Annotated in this window: 15 protein-coding genes; 12 read left to right on the top strand and 3 right to left on the bottom strand. The window is 59.2% G+C overall.

The features are described 5' to 3' along the window. Positions 1-8 precede the first annotated feature (8 nt). From RGR602_RS18020 to RGR602_RS17995, 6 genes are all read left to right on the top strand, one after another. Complete coding sequence (locus RGR602_RS18020) at positions 9-1,088, top strand: ABC transporter ATP-binding protein (RefSeq protein ID WP_039846214.1); 1,080 nt, start codon at positions 9-11, stop codon at positions 1,086-1,088. A gap of 9 nt (positions 1,089-1,097) precedes the next feature. Continuing rightward, a complete protein-coding gene (locus tag RGR602_RS18015; protein WP_039846213.1) occupies positions 1,098-2,168 on the top strand; it encodes an ABC transporter ATP-binding protein in 1,071 nt (356 codons plus the stop codon). A 2-nt stretch (positions 2,169-2,170) separates the two neighbouring features. Then, positions 2,171-3,037 carry a carbohydrate ABC transporter permease gene (locus tag RGR602_RS18010; protein WP_022716001.1) on the top strand — a complete coding sequence of 289 codons (867 nt, stop codon included), beginning with the start codon at positions 2,171-2,173 and terminating at the stop codon, positions 3,035-3,037. A 10-nt stretch (positions 3,038-3,047) separates the two neighbouring features. Beyond that, positions 3,048-3,875, top strand: coding sequence for a carbohydrate ABC transporter permease (locus RGR602_RS18005; RefSeq protein WP_039846212.1), 828 nt, complete (start codon positions 3,048-3,050; stop codon positions 3,873-3,875). Between the two features lie 11 nt (positions 3,876-3,886). Then, on the top strand, positions 3,887-4,168 hold the full coding sequence (locus RGR602_RS18000) for a DUF2160 domain-containing protein (RefSeq protein WP_039846211.1): 282 nt from the start codon (positions 3,887-3,889) through the stop codon (positions 4,166-4,168). A gap of 77 nt (positions 4,169-4,245) precedes the next feature. Next, the gene (locus RGR602_RS17995) at positions 4,246-5,970 is read left to right on the top strand and encodes an ABC transporter substrate-binding protein (protein ID WP_039846210.1); all 1,725 of its coding nucleotides are present in this window, start codon (positions 4,246-4,248) and stop codon (positions 5,968-5,970) included. Between the two features lie 111 nt (positions 5,971-6,081). Here the strand turns inward: RGR602_RS17995 and RGR602_RS17990 are convergent, their stop codons facing one another. Further along, on the bottom strand, positions 6,082-6,846 hold the full coding sequence (locus tag RGR602_RS17990) for a TIM barrel protein (protein WP_039846209.1): 765 nt from the start codon (positions 6,844-6,846) through the stop codon (positions 6,082-6,084). A 182-nt stretch (positions 6,847-7,028) separates the two neighbouring features. On the opposite strand from RGR602_RS17990, the gene RGR602_RS17985 reads away from it, so the two are divergent. Beyond that, positions 7,029-8,570 (top strand): phospholipase D-like domain-containing protein, encoded by a 1,542-nt coding sequence (locus RGR602_RS17985; protein ID WP_039846208.1) that lies wholly within the window; start codon positions 7,029-7,031, stop codon positions 8,568-8,570. Here the strand turns inward: RGR602_RS17985 and RGR602_RS17980 are convergent. Continuing rightward, positions 8,514-9,485 (bottom strand): putative bifunctional lysylphosphatidylglycerol flippase/synthetase, encoded by a 972-nt coding sequence (locus tag RGR602_RS17980; RefSeq protein ID WP_039846207.1) that lies wholly within the window; start codon positions 9,483-9,485, stop codon positions 8,514-8,516. The genes RGR602_RS17985 and RGR602_RS17980 overlap by 57 nt on opposite strands. Positions 9,486-9,550: 65 nt before the next feature. On the opposite strand from RGR602_RS17980, the gene RGR602_RS17975 reads away from it, so the two are divergent. The 5 genes from RGR602_RS17975 (at position 9,551) to RGR602_RS17955 (ending at position 14,924) form a co-directional block, all read left to right on the top strand. After that, complete coding sequence (locus tag RGR602_RS17975) at positions 9,551-10,339, top strand: endonuclease/exonuclease/phosphatase family protein (RefSeq protein WP_052451614.1); 789 nt, start codon at positions 9,551-9,553, stop codon at positions 10,337-10,339. Positions 10,340-10,565: 226 nt separating this feature from the next. Beyond that, positions 10,566-11,822, top strand: coding sequence for an ABC transporter substrate-binding protein (locus RGR602_RS17970; protein WP_039846206.1), 1,257 nt, complete (start codon positions 10,566-10,568; stop codon positions 11,820-11,822). Positions 11,823-11,907: 85 nt separating this feature from the next. Continuing rightward, complete coding sequence (locus tag RGR602_RS17965) at positions 11,908-12,861, top strand: carbohydrate ABC transporter permease (RefSeq protein ID WP_022715992.1); 954 nt, start codon at positions 11,908-11,910, stop codon at positions 12,859-12,861. Beyond that, positions 12,858-13,805: a carbohydrate ABC transporter permease gene (locus RGR602_RS17960; RefSeq protein WP_039846205.1), complete on the top strand. Its 948-nt coding sequence runs from the start codon at positions 12,858-12,860 to the stop codon at positions 13,803-13,805. Before RGR602_RS17965 ends, RGR602_RS17960 begins: the two co-directional genes overlap by 4 nt. A gap of 3 nt (positions 13,806-13,808) precedes the next feature. Next, positions 13,809-14,924, top strand: a complete 1,116-nt coding sequence (locus RGR602_RS17955; protein ID WP_039846204.1) for an ABC transporter ATP-binding protein — start codon at positions 13,809-13,811, stop codon at positions 14,922-14,924. A gap of 7 nt (positions 14,925-14,931) precedes the next feature. Here the strand turns inward: RGR602_RS17955 and RGR602_RS17950 are convergent, their stop codons facing one another. Then, entirely contained in the window at positions 14,932-17,175 is a 2,244-nt protein-coding gene (locus tag RGR602_RS17950) for a glycoside hydrolase family 2 protein (protein ID WP_039846203.1), read from the bottom strand. Positions 17,176-17,199 lie beyond the last annotated feature (24 nt).

The raw sequence follows: 17,199 nt of genomic DNA, 5'->3' as shown, positions 1-17,199 counted from the left end.
GAACCGGAATGCTTGAATTGCGGAATGCCGCTAAGATGGTAGGTGGTGAATACCATATTCACCCGACCGATCTGACACTTGAACGGGGCACGCTGAACGTCCTGCTTGGACCGACGCTCTCCGGCAAGACGTCGTTGATGCGCCTCATGGCTGGACTTGACCGTCCAACCAGCGGCTCCATCCATTTCGATGGCGCCGATGTGACCGGCGTGCCGGTGCAGAAGCGCAATGTCGCAATGGTCTACCAGCAATTCATCAATTACCCCGCGTTTACCGTCTATGAGAATATCGCCTCGCCGCTCAGGATCGCTGGCCGGGACGCGAAGACGATCGATGTGGAAGTGCGCAAGGCGGCAGAACTCCTGAAGCTGACGCCGTATCTCGAGCGTACTCCGCTCAACCTGTCAGGCGGGCAGCAGCAGCGGACCGCGCTTGCGCGCGCCCTTGTCAAGAATGCAGGTCTGGTGCTGCTCGACGAACCGCTTGCCAATCTCGACTACAAGCTGCGCGAGGAACTGCGCCAGGAACTGCCGAGGATATTTTCCCAGTCGGGCGCGATTTTCGTCTATGCGACGACGGAACCTTCGGAAGCCTTGCTGCTTGGCGGCAATACCGCAACCCTCAATCAGGGAAGCGTGACGCAATTCGGTCCGACGATTTCCGTCTATCGCCGACCCGCCGATCTGGTGACGGCCAAGACCTTTGCCGACCCACCGCTGAATTTCATTTCGGTTTCGAAAGCAGGCGCGAGCTTTCAGCATGATGGCCTAGTCGGTATCCCGGTGCCGGCACATCTTGCGGCAATCGCGGACGGTCCGGTCACCATCGCGTTTCATCCGCATCATCTTGCGCTGGAACCACAGACCGCTGATGCGCCTAAGCTTCGCGCCAGAACGCAGATTTCCGAAATCACCGGCTCCGAGAGCTTCGTGCATCTGGATTACGAAGGGGTGCGCTGGGTTATGCTGGCGCATGGCATTCATGATATCGAGCCGGATACGGATGTCGACGTGTTCCTGGACACGCGTCACCTGATGGCGTTCGGCGAGAGCGGCCGCGCCATCGCCGCCACGCGGCTAGCGGCATAGGGGGACAAAATGGCACGGATCACTCTCGACCATATCCGCCACGCCTACGGACCCAATCCGAAGACGGACAAGGACTATGCCCTGAAGGAAGTCGATCATGAGTGGACCGACGGCGGCGCATATGCGCTTCTTGGCCCGTCAGGATGCGGAAAGACAACGCTTCTCAACATCATCTCCGGTCTGCTGCAGCCTTCGCACGGGCGCATCCTGTTCGGCGGCCAGGACGTAACGATGCTATCGACGCAAGCCCGCAACATCGCGCAGGTTTTCCAGTTCCCCGTCATCTACGACACGATGACGGTCTACGACAATCTCGCTTTTCCGCTTCGCAACCGAGGTGTTTCGGAGGCCGACGTCGATCGGCGCGTTCGTGAAATTCTCGAGATGATCGATCTTGCGGACTGGGCCAAGCGCAAGGCGCAGCGGCTTACGGCCGATCAGAAACAGAAAATTTCGCTTGGCCGCGGTCTGGTGCGAAACGACGTCAACGCCATTTTGTTCGATGAACCGCTGACGGTTATCGATCCGCACATGAAATGGGTGCTGCGGTCGCAGCTGAAGCGGCTGCATAAGCAGTTCGGTTTCACGATGGTCTATGTGACCCACGACCAGACGGAGGCACTGACCTTCGCCGAGAAGGTCGTCGTCATGTATGAGGGAGAAATCGTGCAGATCGGCACGCCGACGGAACTATTCGAACGCCCGAGCCACACGTTTGTGGGTTATTTCATTGGCTCGCCGGGGATGAATGTCATGCCAGCGGAAGTTGCCGGCAATACCGTCAAGATTGGCAGTGAGACGATCAGTCTCGGCTACGCGCCGAAAACGAATGGTGCGGCCAAGGTCGAACTTGGCATCCGTCCCGAATTCATCCGCCTCGGCCGTGAAGGCATGCCCGTCTCGATTTCAAAGGTCGAGGATATCGGCAGGCAAAAGATCGTTCGCGCGCGGTTTGCGGATCAGCCGATCGCCATCGTCGTGCCGGAAGATGCGGAAATTCCCGCGGATGCGCGCGTCAGCTTCGATCCGGATGCGATCAGCATCTACGCCGGATCGTGGCGGGTCGGCAGGGAGGGCTGATCATGGAAAAGACCTGGAACAACAAGGCCTGGTTTCTCGTCCTGCCGGTATTGCTGCTCGTCGCGTTTTCGGCGGCCATTCCGCTGATGACGGTCGTGAACTATTCAGTTCAGGACACCTTCGGCAACAACGAGTTCTTTTGGGCCGGCACCGACTGGTTCGACGACATCCTGCATTCCGACCGCTTCTGGGAAGCCCTGCAGCGAAACCTGCTATTTTCCTTCATCATCCTGGCGCTTGAAATCCCGCTTGGCATCTTCATCGCGCTCAACATGCCCAAAAAGGGCATTGGCGTGCCTGTCTGCCTCGTGCTGATGGCGCTACCCCTCCTCATCCCGTGGAATGTGGTCGGCACGATCTGGCAGGTCTTCGGCCGTGTCGATATCGGCTTGCTCGGCCACAGCCTGGAAGCGATGGGGCTTGACTACAACTATGTCCGCGACCCTATTGATGCGTGGATCACGATCATCATCATGGATGTCTGGCATTGGACGAGCCTTGTCGTGCTGCTCTGCTATGCCGGTCTCGTTTCGATCCCCGAGGCGTACTATCAAGCTGCGAAGATAGACGGCGCTTCGCGCTGGTCCGTCTTCCGCTATATCCAGTTGCCGAAGATGAAGCGCGTGCTGCTGATTGCGGTGCTCCTGCGCTTCATGGACAGCTTCATGATCTATACAGAACCCTTCGTTGTCACCGGTGGTGGACCGGGCAATTCCACGACATTTCTTTCCATCGATCTCGTGAAGATGGCGGTCGGCCAGTTCGACCTCGGGCCTGCAGCCGCCATGTCGATTGTCTACTTCCTCATCATCCTGCTGCTCTCGTGGATATTCTACACGGTCATGACCAGCAGCGACGCGAATTCATGAGGAGAGGGTCATGGAAACCACGATGAAATACAAACCCGCCGGCAACTTCTCCTGGGTCGTCTCGACGATCTATATCGTCTTTCTGCTGCTGCCGATCTATTGGCTCATCAATATGAGCTTCAAGGAGAATGCCGAGATCACCGGCGCCTTCTCGCTCTGGCCGCAGAACCCGACACTCAGGAACTACAGGGTGATCTTTACCGATCCATCCTGGTACAATGGCTATATCAATTCCATCATCTACGTCGTGATGAACACGGTGATCTCGGTGCTTGCAGCGCTGCCGGCGGCCTACGCCTTCTCGCGCTACCGGTTTCTCGGCGACAAACACCTGTTCTTCTGGCTGCTGACGAACAGGATGGCACCGCCGGCCGTCTTCGCGCTTCCTTTCTTCCAGCTCTATTCGGCGTTCGGCCTCATCGACACCCATGTTGCCGTTGCTCTGGCGCATTGCCTTTTCAACGTGCCGCTGGCAGTGTGGATCCTGGAAGGCTTCATGTCGGGTGTGCCGAAGGAAATCGACGAGACTGCGTATATCGACGGCTATTCGTTCCCGCGCTTCTTCTTGAAGATCTTCATGCCGCTGATCGCAAGCGGGATCGGCGTCGCAGCCTTCTTCTGTTTCATGTTTTCGTGGGTCGAACTGCTGCTTGCCCGCACGCTGACGACCACGGCTGCAAAGCCGATCTCGGCGATCATGACACGCACCGTTTCGGCGGCCGGCATGGATTGGGGCGTGCTGGCTGCTGCCGGCGTGCTGACGATCGTGCCGGGCGCGCTGGTCATTTATTTCGTCAGGAACTACATCGCCAAGGGCTTTGCTCTTGGGCGCGTTTGAGGGAGATCGATATGAACTTTTCCTGGATGGCGTGGACGCTGCCCACGGCACTGTTCTTCCTGACGATCCTCGTGCTTTTGATCGGCATGAGCGTGTGGGAATATTTCGCGCCGGGGGGCTCGCCGCGGGTCGGCGTGCTGCGTTTCGAAACGACGCGCGGTGACCGGCTCTTCATTTCGCTGCTCGGTGCAGCATTCATTCATCTCGCATGGCTGGGCCTTGTCGGGCCCAACCTGTGGTGGGCTCTTGCCCTCGCCGTAGTCTACGCCATCGGCGTGTTCCGCTACGCGTGACGGCAGGTAATACAGATGGCCGGGGGACTGGCCGCCTGAGACGTGAAGACTGCAATCGCAAACCCTGGGAGGATACTATGCGACGGCATTTACTAGCGACAACAGCAGGCATCTTGCTGGCCATGGCGGGTTCCGCCTATGCCGGCATGGATGAGGCGAAAGCCTTTCTGGACAAGGAAGTCGGCGATCTCTCGACGATTTCCCGTGCGGACCAGGAAAAGGAAATGCAGTGGTTCGTCGATGCGGCAAAGCCTTTCGCCGGCATGGACATCAAGGTTGTCTCCGAAACGATCACAACGCACGAATATGAATCGAAGGTGCTGGCACCAGCCTTTACCGCCATCACCGGCATCAAGATCGCCCACGACCTGATCGGCGAAGGCGACGTCGTTGAAAAACTGCAGACGCAGATGCAGTCAGGCGAAAACATCTACGACGCCTACATCAACGACTCGGACCTCATCGGTACGCACTGGCGCTATCAGCAGGCACGCAGTCTGACAGACTTCATGGCGAACGAGGGAAAGGACGTCACCAATCCGAACCTCGACATCGACGACTTCATCGGCAAGTCCTTCACGACGGCGCCGGACGGCAAGCTCTATCAGCTGCCCGACCAGCAGTTCGCGAACCTCTACTGGTTCCGCTACGACTGGTTCAACGACGAGAAGAACAAGGCAGACTTCAAGGCGAAGTACGGCTACGACCTCGGCGTGCCGGTCAACTGGTCGGCCTATGAAGACATCGCTGAATTCTTCACCGGACGTGAGGTCGGTGGTAAGAAGGTCTATGGCCACATGGACTACGGCAAGAAGGATCCGTCGCTCGGCTGGCGCTTCACCGACGCCTGGCTCTCCATGGCCGGCAACGGCGACAAGGGCATTCCGAATGGCAAGCCGGTTGACGAATGGGGCATCAAGGTAGACGAAAACTCGCGTCCAGTCGGCTCTTGCGTCGCACGCGGCGGCGACACCAACGGTCCTGCAGCCGTCTATTCGATCCAGAAGTATCTGGATTGGATGAAGGCCTACGCTCCGGCGGCAGCCCAGGGCATGACCTTCTCCGAATCTGGCCCGGTTCCGTCGCAGGGTGAGATCGCTCAGCAGATGTTTACGTACACGGCCTTCACCGCCGATTTCGTGAAGCAGGGCCTGCCGGTCGTGAACGAGGACGGTACGCCGAAGTGGCGCTTCGCCCCGTCGCCGCACGGCGTCTACTGGAAGGACGGCATGAAGCTCGGGTACCAGGATGCCGGCTCCTGGACGCTGATGAAGTCGACCCCGGACGATCGTGCCAAAGCCGCCTGGCTCTATGCTCAGTTCGTCACATCGAAGACGGTCGACGTGAAGAAGAGCCACGTCGGGCTGACGTTCATTCGCGAGTCCACCATTCGTGACAAGAGCTTCACCGAACGCGCTCCGAAGCTCGGCGGTCTGGTCGAGTTCTATCGCTCGCCCGCCCGCGTGCAGTGGTCGCCGACCGGCACCAACGTGCCGGACTATCCGAAGCTCGCACAACTCTGGTGGCAGGCGATCGGCGATGCTTCTTCGGGCGCGAAGACCCCCCAGGAAGCCATGGATTCGCTTTGCGCCGAGCAGGAAAAGGTACTGCAGCGCCTGGAACGCGCCGGCGTTCAGGGCGATGTCGGCCCGAAGCTCGCCGAAGAGCAGGATCTCGAATACTGGAACAAGGATGCCGTCGCAAAGGGCAACCTCGCTCCGCAATTGAAGGTCGAGAACGAGAAAGAAAAGCCGGTAACGGTCAATTACGACGAACTGGTCAAGAGCTGGCAGTCGAACTGATCGTCATCGGGCGGGTCGGAAGAAACGAGCTTCCGGCCCGCCCTGCAATGGCCGCCGCGACCCATATGCTTCCGATACGACGCGTCATCGCAGCTTGCCGGCGGATCTCTATCAAAGCACGCCAATCGCATTTCTGACCGCCATAACGCCTTGCGTAAGCGGGCGGTACTCCAGTCCGACGCTTCCTGCGTATCCTTTGTCAAACAGCCAGTTGAGGCGGTGCGCCAGATCGATGCTGCCGGAGCCGGGTTCGTTGCGACCCGGGTGGTCTGCGACGTGGACATGAAACACGCGCGAAATCCGCTCGCCGATCACATCTTCCGTTCGTTCATCCATCACCGCCGAATGGTAGATATCGTAGACGATCCCGATTTCGGGGCGATCGATCTCGTCAGCGATGTCGAGTCCTTCGCGGGTGGATTCCAGAAAATAACCGATATGGTCGATGCGGGTGTTCAGTGGCTCGACGCCGAGGCGCACGCCCGTGCCCTTCAGGATATCGGCGCCGGCGCGCAGCGCAGCCGTCAGCGCAAGGCGCTGCTCCTGCCGCGAGCGGCCGGGGAGATAGTCACCTGCCTGTGCAATGAGGATAGGAGCGGCGAGCCTCTGGGCGACCTTTACCGACGCGGCCAGTCCCTCCAGCCACATTTGCTTGTTGGTGGCATCTGTCAACGGGATCATCGGCTCTGCCACGATGCTGGACACGGCGAGGCCGGTCTGCTTGAGGGCAGCGGAAATCGCGCCGAGATCCTTGTCCGTCCAACGCCAGAACTCGATTGCCGGCAAACCGGCCTTCCTGGCGCGGTAGATGCGGTCTTCGAAACGGTCACCGGGTTCGGCGAACAGCCATTCGACGCAGGCTGAGTACTGGCGCATGATGATTTCTCCCTTTGCCTTCGCAATGCGTCAAATACCTGCAGGCGGAAATGCGGATTTCATCGGTCGAGCAGATTTGCGGCCGCATCATGATGAACACCCGGTGCTTTTGCCCCATCCGGGAACAAGCCGCGTAATTCGGGCGTTTCCAGAGCATAATATTCAAGGGCGCTGGACAGCGAATGACCGATTTTCGAGCCGTATCCGACAGCCGCAAGACAACAAAAGCAATTGATTATATCACGACGGTCGCGCGTCGGCGCCGCGACGCTCTTTCGGTCATTCCGGGCGGCATTATCCGCAACGGGCGAAACGTCTGGCGAGCTGGCAAAGCGGACAAGGCGGCTTTTCTGGTTGACGGCGCTTCTTATTTCGCAGCGCTTGATGAGGTTCTGCGACAGGCAAGACATTCCATCTGGATCATCGGCTGGGATTTCAATCCCGATATCCGACTGAGGCCACATCAAAGCTCGGAAACGCTCGGCGAACTTCTAATGGCGCTTGCCGATGAAAATCCATGGCTGCAGATCCGGATACTGATCTGGGGCATGGGACCTGTCTATTCCGGCAAATCCTTGAAGCTTTTCAAGGAAAACGGCTTCTCCACACATCCGCAGATCAGCCTGCGTTTCGATCTGCGCCATCCTGTGCGTGGCTGCCACCATCAGAAACTGGTTTCGATCGATGACAGCATCGGTTTCCTCGGCGGTCTAGATTTGACCGCCCGGCGCTGGGATGAGCCTGATCATCGGGCCGACAATCCGCTTAGAAGGGCTCCGGACGGTGTGCCATACGATCCGGTGCATGACATACAGTCGATGGTCTCAGGCAGCGCTGCGCGGCTGATCGGCGACGTGTGCCGCCGGCGGTGGAAGCAGGCGACCGGCAAGCTGGTCGAAGTAGCGCCGCCGGGCGGCGTGTCATGGCCGCATGCGCTCCCGCCGGAATTGGAGAATGTGACGGCGGCGATTGCACTCACCGAGCCAGGATGGATCGGCAAGCGCGGGCGGTTTGAAGCCTTTCGGCTGACGCGCGATGCCATAAATGCGGCAAGGAAATACATCTATATCGAAACCCAGTATCTTGCCTCCTTCGGCGTGGCGCGGGTCATCGCGAAACGCCTCAAGGAGGCAGATGGCCCGGAGATTGCTGTTCTGGTTACGAAGAGCTCGCACGGACTGATCGAAAAGCTCGCAATGGGGCATAACCGCGACCGGCTGATCCGCAGGCTGAAGCGCATCGATCGCTATGACCGGCTGCGCGTGATGTATCCGGTGGTCCCGGACGGGAAGGGGGGCGAGCAGGAGGTTGTTATCCATTCGAAGCTAATCATCGTCGACGACCGTTTAATTCGCATCGGCTCTTCGAATCTCAACAATCGTTCGGAGGGGCTCGATACGGAGTGCGACCTGGCGATCGAGGCGGAAAGTGCTGCTCACCGGCGGGCGATAATGTCGTTTCGCCACCGGCTGATTGCCGAGCATCTCGATGCGACGAGCGAAGCTGTCAAAGAAATGGAGACGGCGAAGCGGTCCTTGCTCAATGCCATGGAGGCTCTGAACATCCGCAAGCGCGGCCTTCGCCACTTTGCGATCGATATTGCGAGAGGCGAGATATCGCCGATGATCGGAACTGCTTTCGTGGACCCCCGGCGACCTTACCGGCCGCTACAGAAGCTGCGTCTGCGCATGAGCCGACTGTTGAGAGCGATCTTCCGACGGTAGCTGTTTTGGCTTCGGAATGACGACTTCGCTGATCGCGAAGACCGGCAGGCCGATCAGCAGCGGAATCAGAAAATAAATCACCCTGAAGGCCACCAGTGCCCCTATCGAGGCGGCGCCGGGCAGGACATAGCCGACCGTGGCCTCGATGACGCCTAGACCGCCAGGCACATGGGTAACGAGGACAGCGATATTGGCAAGCACGTAGGCCGTGGCCGTCTGCACGTAGCTCGCCTGGCCCTGCACGGCCAGCATCTGATGCAGGCAGGCTGCGACGAAGATGAAATTCACCGTTCCGATGATGACCTGGCCCAATGCGAGCTTCAGGCGGGGCATTTCGAAAGACCATTTCCAAACGTGCAGCGGCGCGCGGACGATGGCGGACAGAGTGACATAGACTAAGGGCAGACTGAGACAGGCGCAGCCAAGGGCGAACAGACTGGCCGGGCCGAGTTTCAGAAGACTTGCGGCATCCTGCGGATTGATGAGCAGGGCGATGCCTGCAAGGGCCGAAAGGCCGATGCCCACGGTCACGCCGCAAAACAGGATGACCTTTGCAACTTCTTCGGCATTCAAGCCCCAGCGAGAATAGAAGCGGTAGCGCACAGCGCCACTGCTCAGCGCTGCAAAGCCAAGATTATGGCCGATCGAGAGGCTGGTGAACGAGGCAATGGCGGCCTTCGGATAGCTCAGCGGTCTGCCGGCGTAGCGCAGCGCCAGCCAGTCGAAACCGGTCAGGCAGAGGTAGGAGGCCGCCGCAAAGCAGAGGCCCCCGACAATGCGGCCTCCCGGTATCATGCCGATCGATTCCAAGACGTCGCTCAAGGTGTAACGGCTGAAGACCCTGTAGAGAAGAAAGGCCGCAAGCATCAGGCAGAAGACGAGAGCCAGATTGATAAGCACGCGTTTGATGGACATAAATGCCCCGTTTCGTTGGAGTTCCGAAGATGGAACGAAACAGGCTGAAAGCTAGTTCCCCCGGGATGAGCACATTCTCCCCCGTTCCGCCGCAATCAACCGGCGGCGAGCTGAAAATCCTGACCTACAATGTGCATAGCTGCATCGGCACCGACCGGCGGATCGAACCAGCGCGCATCGCCGATGTGATCGCGCAAACCGGCGCGGACATCATCGCGCTGCAGGAACTTGATGTCGGCCGCAAGCGCACGGGCGGAATCGACCAGGCACATGCGATCGCATCGCTCTTGAAGATGCAGGCCCACTTTCATCCGGCGCTGCATGTCGAGGAGGAGCAGTACGGCGATGCCATCCTGACGGCCATGCCGACCCGGTTGATGAAAGCCGGGCCGTTACCCTCCGTAGGCGAGATGCGCGGGGCGATATGGGTGCAGATCGAAATGGCGGGAATTCATCTGAATTTGCTGAATACGCATCTTGGCCTGCGCGGCATCGATCGGATGCGGCAGGTGACGACGCTGCTCGGCAGGGAATGGATTGGAAGCCAGAAATTCCAGGCGGCTCCGGCGATCATCTGCGGCGATCTCAATGCTGTCCCGTCATCGCCGGCTTACAAAATGCTGGCGCGGCATTTCCGCGATACGCAGCTGCTCGCCGCGCGGCGTCCCCGCCCGACCTATCCCTCCCGGCTGCCGATCCTGCGGATCGACCATATTTTCGTGTCGGACGGGATTGGCGTGACATCTGCGACGGTTGCCGCGACACCGCTCGTGCGCCGGGCCTCGGATCACCTGCCGCTGCTGGCTACCATATTGCCGGGTGCGGCAATCACGCGAAGGGAAATCTCGTTCTAAGCGGTCACTGCAAGCGGCTGCCGAAGTTAAATATTTTCAATAATTTATACAACAAAGGCCGATTTTTCTCACGAGTCGAGAAAGACTTGACGCCGCTCGTTTTATAACGCTTTAAATTATCAACCGCGACTGGGAGAGTTGCGGGGCATGTTTGCCGCTTCGACTGCGGGAGACATCGGCGGACGAGGAGGGTCTCGCCGCTTTACTTGCGAACGGGAGGAATATCATGCGCAAGTTTTTGGGCTCGGCAGCCGTTGCTGCCGTGATGATGGCAGGTACTGCGACATACGCGGCCGACGTGAAGGAAGTCCAGATGCTGCACTGGTGGACGTCCGGCGGTGAAGCGGCGGCGCTCAACGTGCTGAAGGAGGACCTCTCCAAGGAAGGCTTTGCTTGGAAGGACGTGCCGGTGGCCGGCGGTGGCGGCGATGCTGCCATGACCGCGCTCAAGGCGATGGTTGCGGCGGGTACCTATCCGACCGCCTCGCAGATGCTCGGCTATACGGTGCTTGACTACGCGCAGGCAGGTGTCATGGGCGATCTCACCGAGACCGCGACGAAGGAAGGATGGGACAAGTCTGTTCCCGCGGCTCTTCAGAAGTTCTCCGTCTATGACGGCAAATGGGTTGCTGCTCCGGTCAACGTGCACTCGGTCAACTGGCTTTGGATCAACAAGGCCGTCATGGAAAAGATCGGCGGCACGGAGCCCAAGACCTTCGACGACCTGATCGCACTGCTTGAAAAGGCCAAGGCTGCAGGCGTCATTCCGCTGGCGCTTGGTGGTCAGAACTGGCAGGAAGCGACGATGTTCGATTCGATCGTGCTCTCCACTGGCGGGCCGGAATTCTACAAGAAGGCCTTCAACGACCTCGACGAAGAGTCGTTGAAATCAGACACGATGAAGAAGTCCTTCGACAACCTTGCCAAGATCAAGGAATATGTCGACCCGAACTTCTCCGGCCGTGACTGGAACCTGGCGACCGCCATGGTAATCAAGGGCGATGCACTTGTTCAGGTCATGGGCGATTGGGCCAAGGGCGAATTCGTGGCGGCGAAGAAGACGCCGGATACCGATTTCCTTTGCTACCGCTTCCCGGGCACGGACGGCAGCGTGATCTACAACTCCGACATGTTCGGCATGTTCAATGTGCCGGACGACCGCAAGGCCGCGCAGGTCGCGCTTGCCACAGCCACGCTCTCCAAGAGCTTCCAGTCGGCCTTCAACGTCGTCAAGGGCTCGGTGCCTGCGCGCACCGACGTTCCCGATACCGACTTCGATGCTTGCGGCAAGAAGGGTATTGCCGACCTTAAGGCCGCCAATGAAGGCGGCACGCTGTTCGGCTCGCTGGCCCAGGGCTATGGCGCTCCTCCAGCGGTTGCCAATGCTTACAAGGACGTCGTGTCCAAGTTCGTTCATGGACAGATCAAGACCTCTGACCAGGCCGTGGAAGAGCTCGTCAAGGCAATCGACGACGCCAAGTAACTTGCCATCGATCAAATAGGATCCTTCCCCGCGCAGGCGGGGGAGGCGTTCTGCCACAGATACGGCCCTGGGAGAGGACGATTTTATGAACACTGTCGCGACCCCCGAGATCAACCTGACGTCGGAACGCAAAATAGGCAATTCCATCCGCTCCCGCCTGCAGGATGTCCTGCCCAAGATCGTGCTGGCGCCGAGTTTCGCCGTCACTGTGATCTTTGTTTATGGTTTCATCGTCTGGACCGCCTATCTGTCCTTCACCAATTCCAAGACATTCCCATCCTATGTGCTGACAGGACCGCGCGCCTATCAAAGGCTATGGCGCTGGACGTTTGAGACCGATCCGCCGTCGAGCTGGTACACCTCGATTACCAATATGGGAATTTTCGGCTTTCTCTATGTCGGAATTTGTCTCGCACTCGGCCTGTTCCTGGCAATTCTGCTTGACCAGAAGATCCGCGGCGAGGGGTTGCTGCGGCCGATCTACCTCTATCCGATGGCGCTTTCCTTCATTGTTACGGGCGTTGCCTGGAAGTGGTTTCTTGATCCGGGCCTCGGCCTTGAGCAGACACTGCATCAATGGGGATGGACGAGCTTCCATTTCGATTGGATCAAGAACAAGGACTTCGTCATCTACACCGTGGTGATCGCCGGCGTCTGGCAGGCTTCCGGTTTCGTCATGGCGATGTTTCTCGCGGGTCTGCGTGGCATCGACGGCGAGATCATGAAAGCCGCCCAGATCGACGGGGCAACGACCTTTCAGCTCTACAGGCGCATCGTCATCCCGATGCTGCGACCGGTCTTCCTGTCGGCCTTCATCGTACTCGCCCATATGGCGATCAAGTCCTATGACCTGGTCGTCGCGCTGACGAGTGGCGGTCCCGGTGGCTCGGCCTGGCTGCCTTCCAATTTCATGTATGAATACACCTTCAAGCGAAACGAAATGGCTGTCGGTTCGGCGAGCGCAATCATCATGCTGATGACGATCTCGGCGATCATCGTGCCCTATCTCTACTCCGAACTGAGGGAGAAGGCGCGATGAGTAGCGTTGCCTCTTCAGCAATTGCCATTTCGCAAGACGGCACTGGCCGCCGGTGGATCACTCGCACCGTCATCTACGGCCTGCTGGTGATCTTCGCGATCCTTTATCTGATGCCCCTCTTCGTGATGCTGGTTACCTCGTTCAAGACCATGGACGAGATCCAGAACGGCAACATGCTGGCATTGCCTCAGTCGCCGACCTTCGAGCCTTGGTTGCGGGCCTGGGGCGAGACCTGCGTCGGCCTGACCTGCGCCGGCATCAAGGGCTATTTCTGGAACTCGATCAAGATGGTCGTTCCTGCCGTTGCAATTTCCACCATCATGGGCGCGCTCAACGGCTATGTGCTGACCAAATGGCGCTTTCCCGGCGATAAGCTTGTATTTGGGCTGATGCTGTTTGCCTGCTTCATTCCGTTCCAGTCGGTGCTGCTGCCGATGGCGACGATCCTCGGTGCACTCGGCCGCTTCGGTGTCACGCTCCAGAACGCCACGGGAATGAGCTTCGGCTTCGGCAATCCGACCGTCAATCTGGTCTTCGTGCATGTCGTTTACGGCTTGGGCTTCACGACGCTGTTCTTCCGTAATTTCTACGAGGCCTTTCCGACTGAACTGGTCAGGGCAGCGCAGGTTGACGGCGCCAGCTTCTTCCAGATTTTCCGTCGCATCATGTTGCCAAATTCATTGCCGATCATCGTCGTCACGGTGATCTACCAATTCACCAATATCTGGAACGACTTCCTGTTCGCTTCCGCCTATGCCGGCACCGGTGAATCCATGCCGATGACGGTGGCGCTCAACAATGTCGTGAATACCTCGACCGGCGTGGTCGAATATAATGTCAACATGGCCGCTGCGATGATCGCCGCCGTGCCCACGCTCATCGTCTATGTCCTCGCCGGCCGCTATTTCGTGCGCGGCCTGATGGCGGGCGCCGTCAAAGGGTAACCCATGGCTTTCCTTGAAATATCCGGTCTTAAAAAACGCTTCGGCGCCGTCGACATCCTCAAGGGGATCGATCTGGAGCTTGAAAAAGGCGGATTCCTCGTGCTGGTCGGTCCATCGGGCTGCGGTAAGTCCACTTTGCTCAACACCATTGCCGGCCTTGAGTCGATTACCTCGGGCGATATTCGCATCGATGGCCGCACCATTAACGGTCTTCATCCCTCCAAGCGCGACATTGCCATGGTGTTCCAGTCCTACGCGCTCTACCCGAACATGACGGTGGCGGGAAACATTTCCTTCGGCATGGAGATTCGCGGCGTGCCGAAGGATGCGCGTGCAAAGGCGATCAAGGAAGTGGCCGACATGCTGCAGATCGGCCATTTGCTCGACCGCAAGCCAAGCCAGCTTTCGGGCGGTCAGCGCCAGCGCGTTGCGATGGGACGCGCGTTGGTGCGCAATCCGCAGGTCTTCCTCTTCGACGAGCCGCTGTCGAACCTGGATGCCAAGCTGCGCGTCGATATGCGCACCGAGATCAAGCGCCTGCATCAGCGTATGAAAACGACGATCGTCTATGTCACGCACGACCAGATCGAGGCGATGACGCTGGCAACCAAGATCGCCGTACTGAAGGATGGCGTGCTGCAGCAGTTCGGTACACCCGCCGAAATCTACAATAGCCCGTCCAATATCTTCGTTGCCGACTTCATGGGATCGCCGGCGATGAATCTCCTCAACGCGACGCTGGAAAACAGCGCCGGCGGCCTGCAGGTTTCACTCGACCGGCCGAACGCCGAAGCCTTAAAGCTGCCGGTTTCGGCTGCAAGCAACAGCCTGGCCTCCTATGCCGGCAAGAAGGTGATCTTCGGCATTCGCCCGGAAGCGTTGACCGATCCGGACGGCGCCGACCGCAAGGCAAAGTCGCTGGCGGAAGGCGACTGTGCGATCGAGGTGGTCGAGCCCGCAGGCTCGGACACTTTCGCCGTGACGAAGCTCGGCGGCAAGTCGGTCATTGCGCGGCTGCGCGCCGATGCCGGTATTCAGCCTGGTCAGAGCACGCGCCTTGCCTTCAATCTCGATAAGGCGGTGTTCTTTGATCCGGAGAGCGAGCTCCGGATCGCATAAGCGTCCGTCAGACGGCCGTTACATGCAGGGTGACAGGTGCAAAACGGGACGAGACTGCCTCGACCGTAATGTTGCCGGTGAGCCCGGTTGCTTCCAGCCAGAAGCCAGCCGTCCCGCCCTGCAGCGGAATAGTGGAGGGGCCGACGATCTTGGCTGGACCATCGACGCGCAGTGTCACGCTATCATGCAGAAAGGGAAGTCGCTGGCCATATTGGTCTATCGCGCGAATGATGACGCGCGTCGTGTCGCGCTCGCGGGCTTTCAGCGATCCACTGTCGGCCACCACGTCGAGCGTCGTCGGCAGCGGATCGGCAGCAAGCCGCAACCTGGCCACGGGCTGGCTGTCGATATAACCCGTAAACTCGCCGTCGAGCCACTCAAAACCCCACGTGCCAAGCTCATCGGTCGTGAAATGCCGATGGTCCAGCACGACGGGCGGGTGGGGTAGGTGTGGGAAATGATCACGATCCGGACCGATGCGCTTGGTGATCGAGCCGTATTTCAGCTCGACCTCATCGCAGTTCGTAAGAATGATCAGAGGCAGAACGCCGCCGATGTTGCGTTCCCCGCGCGCCCAGAAGGTCACCGGCTTCATGACGATCTCGTCAGACGGATCGCACTGGCTGGAATAGGCATAGGCGGCAAATTTCGGCTCGCGGAACATGTCGAGCACACCGTGATAGCAGATGCGGTCCCCGGAGCCGAAATCCTTATGGGTGTTGTAGTCGAACATGCACCAGCCGATCGCGCCGGCGATTTCCGGATCGCCGTAGGCGGCGTTCAGCACCTCGAGGTGACGACGCACATGCTCTGCCTGGCGCGCCTCCTGATCGTAGATCTTAGTCGGATGCATGTGGCCATTGAACTCGGTGATGAGGTACGGCACCTTTCGATCAAGACCGGTGCTTTCCTGCTGGTTGCGAAGCGCCGTGCGTGGGCGATTGGCGCCGGGCAGTTCCTCGTTGCCGAGGATGAAATCGTTCATCGTGTAGACGTCTTCGAGCAACTCGCTTTCCGTGATGTAGCGCACGCCGCCGGTCTTGCGGGTCGGGTCGAGCTCGCGGGCGAGCCGGTTGGTTTCGGCGTAGAAGTCGTGGCTATCCTGCGATTCGTTGATGCGCACGCCCCATATGACGATCGACGGGTGGTTCCAGTCGCGTTCGATCATGCGGCGGACGTTGCGGATCGACTCCTGCTGCCATTCCACGTCGCCGATATGCTGCCAGCCGGGGATCTCCTCGAAAACCAGCAGACCGATGCGGTCGCACTGGTCCAGGAACCATTTCGACTGCGGATAGTGCGAGGTGCGGACGATATTGCACTTCAGCACCGATTTCATGATATCGGCATCACGCTCCTGCGCCGAGCGCCCGGCCGCATAGCCGACATAAGGAAATGCCTGGTGGCGGTTCAGGCCGCGCAGTTTCAGCGGCTTGCCATTGAGCAGAAAACCATCCGGCGTGAACTCGGCGCTGCGGAAGCCGAAATGCGACGACAGCCGATCCGAGCCGTGGCTGGTTTTCAGGTCGACGGTGATTTCATAGCGTGCAGGACTGGAAATGTCCCAAAGCGAAATGCCCATAAGGCCTTCGAAGGACAGCGTCACGTCTTCGCCCGTCGTATCGCCGCTCGCGGTCGCGATGACGGTGCCGGATGCGTCCTTCAGCGAAGCCGTAACGGTGCCAAGAAACGCGGCATTTTGCGGGTTGGCGAGATCGCAGCGGACGCGAACGGATTTGACGTCGGAGAGTACATTTGCGGTTTCGATCTTGATGTTGCGGATCGAAACCGCGCCGGTGACCTTAAGCCAGGCATCGCGATAGATGCCGGCATAAGTGAGGTAGTCGATACGGCCCCCGAAAGGCGGGATTGCGGGGTTCTCGCTGCCGTCAACCTTCACGGTAACCAGGTTGTCGCCCTTAACAAGCTTGCCGGTGAGGCGGGCCTCGAAGGGCGTGTAGCCGTCCTTATGAGCGATGATCTCTTCGCCGTTCAGGTAGACGACGCTATCGGCCATGGCGCCATCGAAGACGATCGATACTTCGCGGCCTTCGAACTCGGGCAGCCAGCGCAAGACTTTCTGATAAGTAAAGGCGCGCTGATAGAGCTTCTCGTCGAAATAGTTGAAGGGCAGCTCGACGGCGGTGTGCGGCAGGCTGACGCTCGTCGTGCCGTCGAAAGCGTCGAGAAGCTGCTGGCCGAAGCCTTCGTGGAAACTCCAGGATTCATTGAACGAGACGACGGACCGCATCCCGGACTCCTCTTTAAAGCGTGT

Source organism: Rhizobium gallicum bv. gallicum R602sp (assembly GCF_000816845.1).
GTDB classification, from domain to species: Bacteria; Pseudomonadota; Alphaproteobacteria; order Rhizobiales; family Rhizobiaceae; genus Rhizobium; species Rhizobium gallicum.
Note: the sequence above shows the minus strand (reverse complement) of the source record. Positions and strands in the feature narration are given on the sequence as shown.